12 protein-coding genes are annotated in these 12,128 nt (G+C 67.3%); 6 read left to right on the top strand and 6 right to left on the bottom strand.

Annotated elements, in window-relative coordinates; genetic code table 11:
• Window positions 1–39: 39 nt before the first annotated feature.
• Together A5740_RS08520 and A5740_RS08515 are read right to left on the bottom strand one after the other, a co-directional pair.
• A complete protein-coding gene (locus tag A5740_RS08520) occupies window positions 40–849 on the bottom strand; it encodes a sulfotransferase (RefSeq protein WP_076193138.1) in 810 nt (269 codons plus the stop codon).
• Complete coding sequence (locus A5740_RS08515; protein WP_076193136.1) at window positions 846–1,400, bottom strand: TetR/AcrR family transcriptional regulator; 555 nt, start codon at window positions 1,398–1,400, stop codon at window positions 846–848. Before A5740_RS08515 ends, A5740_RS08520 begins: the two co-directional genes overlap by 4 nt.
• A 99-nt stretch (window positions 1,401–1,499) precedes the next feature.
• Between A5740_RS08515 and A5740_RS08510 the strand changes: the two genes are divergently transcribed.
• Both A5740_RS08510 and A5740_RS08505 read left to right on the top strand, forming a co-directional pair.
• Window positions 1,500–2,426 (top strand): SDR family NAD(P)-dependent oxidoreductase, encoded by a 927-nt coding sequence (locus tag A5740_RS08510; protein WP_076193134.1) that lies wholly within the window; start codon window positions 1,500–1,502, stop codon window positions 2,424–2,426.
• Window positions 2,427–2,721: 295 nt separating this feature from the next.
• Complete coding sequence (locus A5740_RS08505; RefSeq protein WP_076193132.1) at window positions 2,722–4,428, top strand: DEAD/DEAH box helicase; 1,707 nt, start codon at window positions 2,722–2,724, stop codon at window positions 4,426–4,428.
• Between the two features lie 114 nt (window positions 4,429–4,542).
• Here the strand turns inward: A5740_RS08505 and A5740_RS08500 are convergent, their stop codons facing one another.
• From A5740_RS08500 to A5740_RS08485, 4 genes are all read right to left on the bottom strand, one after another.
• The gene (locus tag A5740_RS08500) at window positions 4,543–5,358 is read right to left on the bottom strand and encodes an HAD-IIA family hydrolase (protein ID WP_076193131.1); all 816 of its coding nucleotides are present in this window, start codon (window positions 5,356–5,358) and stop codon (window positions 4,543–4,545) included.
• 25 nt (window positions 5,359–5,383) lie between these two features.
• Complete coding sequence (locus A5740_RS08495) at window positions 5,384–6,817, bottom strand: PH domain-containing protein (RefSeq protein ID WP_083653977.1); 1,434 nt, start codon at window positions 6,815–6,817, stop codon at window positions 5,384–5,386.
• Between the two features lie 68 nt (window positions 6,818–6,885).
• Window positions 6,886–7,398, bottom strand: a complete 513-nt coding sequence (locus A5740_RS08490) for a PH domain-containing protein (RefSeq protein WP_139335015.1) — start codon at window positions 7,396–7,398, stop codon at window positions 6,886–6,888.
• Between the two features lie 29 nt (window positions 7,399–7,427).
• Window positions 7,428–7,835 (bottom strand): MerR family transcriptional regulator, encoded by a 408-nt coding sequence (locus tag A5740_RS08485; protein WP_076193127.1) that lies wholly within the window; start codon window positions 7,833–7,835, stop codon window positions 7,428–7,430.
• Window positions 7,836–7,929: 94 nt separating this feature from the next.
• Here A5740_RS08485 and A5740_RS08480 point away from each other — a divergent pair, with 94 nt between their 5' ends.
• The 4 genes from A5740_RS08480 to A5740_RS08465 are packed head-to-tail and all read left to right on the top strand — an operon-like array spanning window position 7,930 to window position 12,116.
• Window positions 7,930–9,225 (top strand): NAD(P)/FAD-dependent oxidoreductase, encoded by a 1,296-nt coding sequence (locus tag A5740_RS08480; protein ID WP_076193125.1) that lies wholly within the window; start codon window positions 7,930–7,932, stop codon window positions 9,223–9,225.
• Between the two features lie 31 nt (window positions 9,226–9,256).
• Window positions 9,257–10,180 (top strand): SDR family NAD(P)-dependent oxidoreductase, encoded by a 924-nt coding sequence (locus A5740_RS08475; protein WP_076193123.1) that lies wholly within the window; start codon window positions 9,257–9,259, stop codon window positions 10,178–10,180.
• A gap of 2 nt (window positions 10,181–10,182) precedes the next feature.
• Complete coding sequence (gene glp / locus A5740_RS08470; protein ID WP_076193146.1) at window positions 10,183–11,382, top strand: gephyrin-like molybdotransferase Glp; 1,200 nt, start codon at window positions 10,183–10,185, stop codon at window positions 11,380–11,382.
• A 35-nt stretch (window positions 11,383–11,417) separates the two neighbouring features.
• Window positions 11,418–12,116, top strand: a complete 699-nt coding sequence (locus tag A5740_RS08465) for a phosphatidylserine decarboxylase (protein ID WP_076193121.1) — start codon at window positions 11,418–11,420, stop codon at window positions 12,114–12,116.
• The last annotated feature ends 12 nt before the right edge of the window (window positions 12,117–12,128 follow it).

The following is a 12,128-nucleotide window of genomic DNA, read 5'->3' as shown; positions in this document are numbered from 1 at the left end:
CGCCGTTGTGTGCGGGGACCTATCGCATCTAGTGCGAGATCACACCACCCGCAGACCCTCGGCGACCTTGCTCGGATCGCTCCAGAATGCATCGTGGACAAAGCGATTGAACAGATCTGGTGGTAGCACGGTCTCTCGTGACTCGGCTTGTACCTTGCCACGCACGGTGTGCAATCCGGGTGTACCGGCTCGTTCGTCGAACTCGGTGACGTCGTAGTCGACGTGACTGAAGTCATGCTCGAAATCGGGCTCACCGATGAATTCATAGACGGCGCGCATAACCTTGGCCGGCTCGGTGGACAACGTTTCGTATTGCACCACCAGAAGGCGATCACGCTGGGCGCCGTAACACGCCTGCTTGAGGGCGTCGTAGGGGCCGCCCACCATACCCTCCTGTGCGGCCACATCATTGGCCCGCGTGTACACGGTGCCCCCGGGGTTGTAGTTGAAGATTGACGATGGGCTGAACACGTTGCGCTGGACGAGTCGCTCGATGCTGTCGATCACCCACGGCAGATCACGCACGCAGGCAATGACTTTCGCCTCCGGGAAAAGCTGCGCGATCGCCGGCATCCGGGCACACCAGGCCCGGTTGGTGTCGAAGACCACCTCGGCGGAACAGTCGGCGTAGTAGCTGTCGAACAGCCCGCGCAGGATACGTTCCCGCTTGGCATCATCGAGGAATACCGAGAATTCATTGCGGGCGCTCATCTGACCGAGTAGGGCATCGAAAAGTCCGGCCAATGGCCCGGACATCCCGGCCTGGACCCGCGGGTTCTGCCGCAGCAGCGCCGCCAACAGCGTTGAGCCTGAACGCGGTAAGCCCGAGATGAAATGAATCGCCGTCACCGAGCTCGTCCTCCCACCCGCAACCCGTCGAACACCACCGACGTGACCCGATCGGCCACGTCGTCGTTGTAACTCTGCATGGCCTGACAACCCACCAGCAGGGCCGTGACGTCGGCGACCGTGACGTCGCGTCGCACGGTGCCCGCCGACTGTCCGGCGGCCAGCAGATCGCCCAGCACGGAAAGATATTCGTCCTCGGCTTCGGGCACAACGGTTTTGACGTCGATGCCGAGCCCGGCGAGTGCGTCGACCAGCCCGCGATCTGCCGCACCCCACTGCAACACCATCGAACGCAGGAACGTGAACAACGCGTCGGCGGGCGGCTCGTCGGCGAGCATGGCCCGTCCTTCGTCGACCACGCTGCGGATCCGCTCGGCGATCACTGCCCGGAACAGGTCCTCCTTGGAGGGGAAATGCCGATAGACGGTTCCCGCACCGACCCCGGCGCGACGCGCGATCTCGTCGATCGGCACCGACAGTCCGTCGGCCGCGAATGTCTCGTAGGCGACCTCGAGCACCCGGGCACGGTTTCGCGCCGCATCCGCACGCATTCGTTCTCACCTCACACGACGTTGACAAAACGGGGCGATCGCTCCGTATAGTCGACCAAACCGGAGAGTACGCTCCGGTTAACCCATCAGGAGTCTCTCATGGCCAAGTGGACCACCGTCGCCATTCCGGACCAAACCGGCCGCACGGCCATCGTCACCGGCGCCAACACCGGTCTCGGCCTCGAAACCGCCAAGGCTCTGGCCGCCAAGGGCGCTCGCGTCATCCTCGCCGTCCGCACCCTCATCAAGGGCGAGGCGGCCGCCGAGTGGATCTCCCGGTCGGTGCCCGGCGCGGACCTTCACCTGCAGCACCTCGACCTTGGTTCGCTGGATTCGGTACGCGAGGCGGCCGACCAACTCAAAGAGCAGTACGACCGCATCGACCTGCTGATCAACAACGCCGGGGTGATGACGCCGCCGAAGGAGGTCACCGCCGACGGGTTCGAGTTGCAGTTCGGCACAAACCACCTCGGTCATTTCGCCTTCACGGGTCTGCTGCTCGACCGTCTGCTGCCGGTTATCGGCTCACGCATCGTGACGGTCAGCAGCATGGGCCACCGCGCCGCTCGCCGTGGTATCCGGTTCAACGATCTGCAATGGGAGCGTAGGTACAACCGGCTGGGTGCTTACGGGCAATCCAAACTCGCCAACCTGATGTTCACCTACGAGCTGCAACGCCGCCTCGTCGGGCAGCACACCACGGCGTTGGCCGCCCACCCTGGAGGGTCCGACACCGAACTCGCTCGTCATCTGCCGCGCCCCGTACAGCGCGCCGTCCCCGTGCTACGTCTGGTGTTCCAGGAGGCCGCCATGGGTGCGTTGCCAACGCTGCGCGCGGCGACGGACCCGAGTGCCCTTGGTGGTCAGTACTACGGCCCCGACGGCCTCGGTGAGCAGAAGGGGCATCCGAAGCTGGTCACCTCCAGCGAGCAGTCCTACGACATCGATCAACAGCGCCGACTGTGGACGGTGTCCGAGGAACTCACGGGTGTCACCTATCCGATTCTCGACGAAGCCCGCGCCTGACCGCGTCACCGGTTTCTACCGCAGGGCTGCTCGGCCGCGATGCGAACGACCCCTCGGTGGAAATCGGCGACACGGAGACGGCGCAAAGATCCAGAACGTTTGCTCCCCCACCGCCGCAGCAGGCCGATTTCGACGGGTTCGCCCAGTTGGCGTACCGCACCGGCGCCGAACGAGCCAGGTGGCGCCTCCACAACGACCGCCCACCCAGCCGGCGACACGCCCGACACCGTCCTGGGGATATGCGCTGACGTAACGCCCTGCCATAGACTGCTTTCCGACCGAGAGGAGTCCTTGGGTGCGGGCTGATGCAGCGCCCAGCACCCAGGCACTGCGGGGCTGGCAGCGCAAGGCGCTGGTGAAGTATTTGACCGCGAAACCGCGGGATTACCTGGCCGTGGCCACCCCGGGCGCGGGTAAGACGACGTTTGCGCTGCGAATCGCCGCGGAATTGCTCAATGACCGCACGGTCGACGCGGTCACCGTGGTGGTGCCCACCGAGCATCTCAAGATCCAGTGGGCGCAGTCGGCGGCCCGCAACGGCATCGCGCTGGATCCGAAATTCAGCAACTCCAACTCCCAGACCTCGGCCGAGTACCACGGTGTCGTCGTCACCTACGCCCAGGTGGCCAGCCATCCCACCCGGCATCGCGTCCGCACGGAGAACCGCAAGACGCTGGTCATCTTCGACGAGATCCACCACGGCGGTGACGCGAAGAGCTGGGGTGACGCGATGCGCGAGGCGTTTGACGACGCGACGCGGCGCCTGGCCCTCACCGGTACCCCGTTCCGCAGCGATGACAGCCCGATCCCGTTCGTCAACTACGAGCCCGACGAGGCCGGGTTCCAGCGCTCGCAGGCCGACCACGTGTACGGCTATTCCGACGCGCTGGCCGACGGTGTGGTCCGCCCGGTGGTGTTCCTGGCCTACTCGGGTGAGGCCCGTTGGCGCGACAGCGCCGGCGAGGAGCATGCCGCGCGCCTCGGCGAGCCGCTGACCGCCGAGCAGACGGCACGGGCCTGGCGCACTGCGCTGAATCCGGCCGGCGAGTGGATGCCCGCGGTCATCGCCGCGGCCGACAAACGGTTGCAGCAGAAGCGGCAACACGTGCCCGACGCCGGCGGCATGATCATCGCCACCAACCAGACCACCGCCCGCGCCTACGCCGACCTGCTCACCAAGATCACCGGCGAGGTGCCCACCGTGGTGCTCTCCGACGATCCGACCGCGTCGGACCGGATCAGCCAGTACTCGGCGTCCACCAGTCGGTGGCTGGTGGCGGTGCGCATGGTGTCCGAAGGCGTGGACGTGCCGCGACTGTCGGTCGGCGTGTATGCCACGAGCGCGTCGACGCCGTTGTTCTTCGCCCAGGCCATCGGCCGGTTCGTCCGGTCGCGCCGCCCCGGCGAGACCGCGAGCATCTTCCTGCCGTCGGTCCCCAACCTGCTCCTGCTCGCCAGCGAGATGGAAGCCCAGCGCAACCACGTGCTGGGCAAGCCGCACCGCGAATCCGACGGCCTTGACGACGAGGCGCTCGAAGCTGCCGAGAAGCGCAAGGACGAGAAGAGCGAGCTGGAAAACGGCTTCGAGTACCTGGGCGCCGACGCCGAACTGGACCAGGTGATCTTCGACGGCGCGTCGTTCGGCACCGCGACCCCGGCCGGCAGCGACGAGGAAGCCGACTACCTGGGTATTCCGGGTCTGCTGGATGCCGAGCAGATGCGAGACCTGTTGCGGCGCAGGCAAGACGAGCAACTGACCAAGCGAACGGCCGAGGCTGCGGTGTCAGGCGGGCCCCCGCCGTCACGCACCACGCACGGCCAGTTGCGCGAGTTGCGTCGTGAACTCAACGCTCTGGTCACCATCGCGCATCACCGCACGGGCAAGCCACACGGCTGGATTCACAACGAGCTACGACGCATCTGCGGTGGCCCTCCGGTGGCGGCCGCGACCACCGATCAGTTGAAGGCACGTATCGAGGCCGTGCGGGATCTGAAGGCCTGACAGCCCTCGCAGTTTCGGGCGGCCCAGACGCCGTTTTCCACCTGAGGGCCGCCCCCGCTCGAAAAGCACAACCCAGGTGTAGAAAACGGCGCGGCGGCCCAGCCGGCCGAAGACCTACAGCCCCAACAACTCCGGCAGGTCGGCCACCGAATCGATGACGTGGTTGGGCTGCATGGCGAATTCGTCTGTGGCCCAACGGTCCAACGTGGACTGACGGAACTTCCCGGTGCGCACCAACACGCCGGCCATCCCCACCACCTGGGCGGCCAGTACGTCGTTGTTGAGGTCGTCACCGATCATGTACATCTCCTCGGGGTCGACGCCGAGGCGGTTGGCCGCGGCCAAAAACCCTTCCGGGGCCGGCTTGCCGACGGCGGTGGCCTTCCGGCCCGAGGTCTGCTCCATGCCGGCCAGATACATGCCGGTGTCCACCCGTAAGCCGTCGGTGGTGTTCCACGCGGTGCTGCGGTGCATCGCGACGACCGGGACGCCTTGGGCCATCCAGTCGTACACCCAACTGAGCGTCAAATGGTTGTACTCCGGGCCGGCGCCGCCGAGCAGCACCACATCGGGGGTTTCCGGCGCGCGCGGTCCCTCGCAATCGTCGGAGTAGACGATCTCGACGCCGGGCATGTCCTCGTCGATCCGCCCACTGTTGACGAGGAAACATCGGGCACCGGGATAGCGGTCACGCACGTATTCGGCCGTGAGCGCCGCCGCGGTGATCACCTCGTCGGGGGCGACGTCCATTCCGGCCGCAGTGAGCAGGTCGGCGATCTGCGCTCGGGTACGAGTGGTGGTGTTGGTCAGATAGGACCGGGCGATCTGGTGCTGGGCCAACAGCCGCAAGGTCCGCGCCGCGCCGTCGATGGGCTGCCAGGAGGTCACCAGCACACCATCGATGTCGAACAGCACTCCACCGATAGCCATGCAGCGACAGTAAACGCCTGCGAAGTCAGCGCAACTCGGGGCCCGCCGCGCCGGTGACCACCCAACTGTTGTCGGCCACCCGCGGTGAGGCCGCCGCCACCACCGACCAGGCCTGCCCCGCGGGGACATCGATCACGGTGTAGCGCTTCTCCCCCGCCGCGGTCGCCGCGATCAGGGTGGCCACGCCTGCGCGGCGCTGAAAGAACGTCTGGCGCACCGTCCATCCGATGATCCCGGCGGCTTGGAGGTGATCGCGGCGCCGTTCCACGCTGCCGGACCGGGCGACCAGCCAGCCCTGGCGTACCAGGTGTCCGAGCGACCGGGCCCGGTCCGCGGCCAGCAGGCAGGCGCACCCGACGACCAACGCCCACACCACCCACGCCCACACCGGCACCCCAACGGCGACCATCGCCACACCGAGCAGCACCGGCAACGTCAGCGCCCGGGTCCAGCGCCGGCGCAGCGCCGCCGGACCGTGAGCCACCAGAGGTGCGTCGACCGCGCCGGGATCGTCGATCAATTCGGTCAGCACGGTCCGGGCCGTACCGGCGGGGCATGGCGGCAGCAGCAGTGATGCCTCGCCTTCGCCGCCCACGCCGGTCATCACGGCGTCCAGGCGCGCGCCGCCGAAGCCCCGGACCAGCAGCGGCTCGCGCAAAGTGCCGCCGCGTAGCCGTCCCATGTCGTAGGTGTGCTCACGCACACGCAACAAGCCGTGTTGCAGGTGCAGTACTCCAGCCTTTCCCGGGATGTCCCGCCGAGCCAGCACCAGATTCCCGTAGGTGAGCAGCGATCTCAGCACCGACAACACCACCGACGCCACCAAGACCGCGATCACACTCACCACCACGGTGAGAAGTACGCCGAGCCGTTCGGCGAACGCGATACCGGATCGTGCGAACTGCGAATCCTGCAGTGCCGCACCGACTCCGGCTTGGTAGATCACCCCCGCGGCCGCCGCGATCATGGCCAGCCCGGTGAAACTCAGCGGGCTGTAGCGCAGCCAGGACGGCTGCCACCGAGCCAACACCCGTCCCACCGGCGCGTCGGCGGCCGGTACGGCATCCGCCAGCAGGATCGCCCGCAGCCGCGGCACCTGTTGCGCCTCGACCGCGTCGAGGGCGAATTCGGTGTCGCCTTTGGCCTCCTGGCCGGTACTGATGCGCAACACGGTCAGCCCGAGTACCCGGTGCAGCAAGCGGGCATCGGTGGACACCGACCGAATCCGGTTGCGCGGCACCGAAAGCACCTTGCGTTGCAGCAGGCCGGTACGCAGTTGCACCTCGTCGGGTTCGATGCGGTAGCCGGTGGTGAACCATCGCGCCATACCGACGGCGATCGTCAACGCGATCGCGGCGACGGTCCAGCCGGCGTTACCGGTGGCCGACCCGAGCACCACAGAAGCCACGAGCAGCGGAATCTGTTGCAACACCTCGTGAACCGGATGCACCAGCAGCATGCGGGGGCTCAGCCGCTGCCAGGCCGGCCCGGTGGGCCCGGGTGGCACGGGCGGCTCGGCGGGTGCGGTCACGTGGCGTCCTGTTCACCGATCGCCGCGATATCGGTCAGCTGGGCCACCACCTGCTCGGCGACGGCGTCGTCGAGCGCCACGATGCGCACCGCACCGGCCGAGGACGCCGTCGTCACCGTCACGTTCGCCAGGCCGAACAAGCGATCCAGCGGGCCGCGGTAGGTGTCCACGGTCTGTACCCGCGAGATCGGCGCGATGCGTCGTTCCTGCACCAGCCATCCGGTGCGGGTGTAGACCGCCGGCGTGCCGGATCCGATGTTGATGTCCCAGCGGTGCACGCGATAGCGCCAGATCGGGACAATCACAATGAACAGCACCGCACCCAGCACGGTGACGAGCGCGGCCACACCGTGCAACCACCACAGTCGTCGGTCCAGCGCGAGCCAGATCATCTGGGCCAGAGCCAGAAACGCCCACGGGATCGCGGCGCTTAAAGCCCACACCAGTGGGGCCTTACGGCTGGGCGGATGCGCCGGATCGTTCAGCCTCACGCCGGGAACACTGTCCATGGTTCGAGGATGCCGCACCGATACCCCGACTAGGTGGACGCGAAGGGTAATTCGGCCGTCATCTTCCGCAGGTACGGACAGTCCTCCGCAGGGTTCGCGTCCGGACAGGTCAGCAGGTGCTCAAGGTGATCCTTGGCTTTCGCCAGTCGATCCTGTTGTCGCTCGATTTCACCGAGCCGGTCGCGCACGGCGTCGCGCCAGTCATAGTTACCGGCGGTGACAACCGCCTCGATTTCGTCGAGGCTCATGAGGCCGCTTTCGCGCCACATTTTGATCAGCCCGATCCGGTGGAGTTGGTCAGGACCGTACAGCCGCCAGCTGGACCGGCGCTGGGCCGGATGGAGCAACCCGCGCTTTTCCCAGTACCGCAGTGCCGATTCGGCCAGACCGAACCGCCGCGCGGCCGCACCGATGCCGATGAAGTCGTCGTCACTCATGTCGCCCCGCATTCAACGCCTTGATCTGAAGCCCACTTGAAGTGCTCGTGTTAGGACACCCTAACTAATCAGGCGTCCAAAGAAAGGCTCTCTCATGAGCAAGGAATACATCGGGACCGTCATCATCGGAGCCGGTCAACAAGGCTGCGGCGTGGCCGGCGCGCTACAGGAGATCGGACACGAGTCGATTGTGTTCGAGAAAGGTGTGGTCGGCCAACGGTGGGCGCACGAACGGTGGGACAGCCTGCGCGTCGGCAGCGGAAACCGATCGATCCGACTGCCCGGGTGGGATTACGACGGCGACGAACCGTTCGCCTTGCCTTCGGGGCCGCAGATAGCCGGCCATCTGCGGCGCTATGTGCACGACCGTAACCTCACGGTCCGAGAGCACACCCCGGTACAGGCTGTCGAGAGTCTGTTTGGTGCAGGCGCCGACCGCGTGCGGTTCAGGACCCGGTTACACGACGGCGGGACCGTCGAATCACGCAATCTCGTCGCGGCTGTCGGCGGCTATGCCCAACCGCGCAAGCCCGTATTGTCCTGCGACATCGATTCGACCATCCACCAAAGCCATTCGGCCGACTACCGCAATCCCGATTTACTTCCAGCCGGCTCGGTCCTGGTGGTCGGTTCGGGCATCAGCGGTCAGCAGATCGCCGACGAACTGATAGACGCCGGACGACGGGTCTACCTGTCGGTGGGGCGGCACCGCGCCTGGCCCCGGCACTACTGCGGCCGCACCATCCACGAGTGGATGCACGTGTTCTCGCTGTACGAGGACTTCGTCACCGCCGGTGCCGACAGCGGCTCACGGCTTCCGGGATTGCCGGTCTGCGGCAACAGGCTTGGTACCGCCGAACTCAATCTCGGCACCCTGGCCGAAAAAGGTGTCATCCTGGTCGGTTCGGTGCGCGGGGCACGAGGCAGTGTGCTGATGCTCGAGGACAACGTCGTCGACATCGCCGAGGCATCCGCACTCTCATTCCAGGACGTGATCAGTAAGATCGACGCCGGGCTGCGCGATCGCGGCTTCGTCGCTCCCGAGGCGGCGACGCCACACACAGTGAACCTCGATGTGATCGCAGGCTTCGAGACCCGGCTCGACCTCCTCCGGCACGACATCTCAACCATCGTGTGGTGCACCGGCTTCCGACCCGACTATCGGATCCTGCCCGCTCACGCGCTCGACGAGAACGGGGCGCCCCTTCAAGAAGGTGGCATCCTGGGCGCACTCCCAGGCCTCTACTTCGCGGGGCTGCCCGACGGCGACTCACTGGCCCGCACGGGCCTGGCCGCGGTCGCCGACAACGGCCGGTTCATCGCGAGCCAGATCCATGCCGACCACGTTATGCGGACGCAGTCGTCAGCATCCCTGATCGCAGGAGTGTGAGGCACACCGGCATCCCCGTAGAGTTCGACGCATGAGCGCCAATTCCAAGTGGACCGAGGCCGACGTCCCCGATCAGTCCGGCCGGATTGCCATCGTGACCGGCTCCAACACCGGTCTGGGCTATGAGACGGCGCGCGTGCTCGCGGCCAACGGTGCCCACGTCGTCATCGCGGTACGCAATCTGGACAAGGGTCGGGACGCCGTTCAGCGGATCACCAAGGCCGTGCCGAAAGCAGACGTTGCGCTGCAGAAGCTCGATGTGGGTTCGTTGGACTCGGTCCGCGCCGGGGCCGACGAATTGAAGGCCGCGTATCCGCGGATCGACCTGCTGATCAACAACGCCGGGGTGATGTACCCGCCCAAGCAGACCACCGTCGACGGTTTCGAGCTGCAGTTCGGTACCAACCATCTCGGCGCCTTCGCGCTGACCGGGCTGCTGCTCGACCACCTGCTGCCGGTCGAGGGGTCGCGCGTCGTCGCGGTCGCGAGCATCGCCCATGACATCCAGGCCGGCATCCACTTCGACGACTTGCAGTGGGAACGCAGTTACAACCGGGTCGCCGCGTACGGGCAGTCCAAGCTGTCGAATCTTCTGTTCACCTATGAACTGCAGCGGCGGCTGGCGGCCAAGAACGCACCGACGATCGCGGTGGCCGCCCATCCCGGCGTCTCGGACACCGAACTGACCCGGCACATCCCCGGTGCCGGGTTGCCGGGCGTCAGCCGAGTCACCTCCCTGCTCGTCAACAGCGCGCTGAAGGGCGCATTGGCCACGCTGCGCGCCGCCACCGACCCAGCCGTGCGGGGCGGGCAGTACTACGGGCCGGACGGTTTCCGAGAATTGCGCGGCTATCCGAAGCTGGTGAATTCCAGCCGGCAGTCCCACGATGAGGAGTTGCAGCGCCGGCTCTGGGCGGTGTCCGAAGAACTCACCGGCGTCACCTTCGGAGTGTGATGATGCGGACTGTCGAAGAACACCAGCACGTCGTCGCCGCACTGATCAAAGCCCGTCCCCCGCAGGATCTTCCACTCAACGACACGCTCGGCCTGGTGTTGGCGGCCGACATCGTCGCCCCGCTGTCGCTGCCCGGTTTCGACAACTCCGCGATGGACGGCTACGCCGTTGTCGCCGACGACGTGGCGACCGCCACCGAGGACACCCCGGTGCGGCTGCCGGTCGCCGAGGACATCCCGGCCGGCCGCACCGATCTGCTGACGCTGCAGCCCGGCACGGCCCACCGCATCATGACCGGGGCGCCGTTGCCGTCGGGCGCCACCGCGGTGGTTCCCGTCGAAGCCACCGACGGCGCCACCGATACCGTCACGATCCGCGCCGGCGCCCGGGCCGGCCAGCACATCCGCCGGGCCGGTGAGGACGTCACCGCGGGCACCGCGGTGTTGCAGGCCGGTCAGGTGATCACCCCGGCCGCCCTGGGACTGGCCGCCGCGCTGGGTCTGGCCACGTTGCCGGTGGTGCCGCCGATGCGCGTCATGGTGATGTCCACCGGAACCGAGCTGGTGACCCCCGGCACCGAGTTGCGGCCGGGACAGATCTACGAGTCGAATGCGGTGATGCTGGCGGCGGCGGTCCGTGACGCCGGCGCCCAGGCCACGATCGCGCCGATGTCTGCCGACGATGTGGACGCCTTCCGCGCCGGGCTGGCGGCCCACGCGCATGACGCCGATCTGATCATCACCACCGGCGGGGTCAGCGCAGGCGCCTACGAGGTGGTCAAAGAAGCCCTGGCGCGCGATTCCGGCGGTTCTGTCGAGTTCGTCAAGGTGGCCATGCAGCCCGGGATGCCGCAGGGCGCGGGCGTCGTTGACGACGTCCCGATCGTCACGCTGCCCGGCAATCCGGTGAGCGCGTTGGTGTCCTTCGAGGTGTTCGTCCGCTCACCGTTGCGCGCGGCGATGGGATACGCCGAAGCCGACCGGCCCCGGCGCACCGCGCAGCTGACCGAGGACCTCACTTCTCCGCGCGGGAAACGGCAGTTCCGCCGTGGTGTGCTGACCGGTGATGCGGTCAGCAGCTACGGCCCGCCGGCGTCGCATCATCTGCGGTGGCTCGCCTCGGCGAACTGCCTGCTGGAGATCGGCGAGAACGTCACCGAACTGACGGCCGGGTCAACGGTTCCCGTCTGGGACCTGAGCTAGCGAATCCGCCACGGTCCGCACGTAGAATCCTCCCGATGGCCAGACGCCCCGATCTCCAATCCGGCCCAGAACGCCTCGCGGCGCTGGTGCGATCCAGTGTTCCGCCGATGCATTCGGCGGGCCTACCGTTTGTCGGCGCCAGCCTCGCCGTCGCCGCCCTGGGCCGCAAGCGCCGCTGGGTGCGACGCGCGGGCCTGTTGGCGGCCGGGGCGAACGCCGCGTTTTTCCGTCATCCGCCGCGGGTGCCGCCGACGCGCCCCGGCGTGGTGGTGGCACCGGCCGACGGCTTGGTGTGTCTGATCCAGGACGCCGTGCCGCCGGCCGAGTTGGGTCTGCCCGCCACCCCGCTGCCGCGGGTCAGCATCTTCCTGTCGGTGCTCGACGCCCATGTGCAGCGCGCCCCGATCGGCGGTGACGTGGTGGCCGTGCAGCACCGCCCGGGCCGCTTCCACTCGGCCGAACTCGAAGCCGCCAGCGAGGACAACGAACGCAACAGCGTCGTCATCCGTACGCCCGACGGCACCGAGGTGATCGCGGTGCAGATCGCCGGGTTGGTGGCCCGGCGCATCGTGTGTAACGCGCACGTCGGCGACAAACTCGCGATCGGTGAGACCTACGGGCTGATCCGGTTCGGTTCTCGCCTGGACACCTATCTGCCGGCCGGGTCGAAACTGCTTGTCAGCAACGGGCAACGGACGTTGGCCGGGGAAACCGTCCTGGCGGAGTTGCCGTGATCAAGGCCCGCG

Source organism: Mycobacterium sp. GA-1841, assembly GCF_001954135.1.
Lineage (GTDB): Bacteria > Actinomycetota > Actinomycetes > Mycobacteriales > Mycobacteriaceae > Mycobacterium.
Note: the sequence above shows the minus strand (reverse complement) of the source record. Positions and strands in the feature narration are given on the sequence as shown.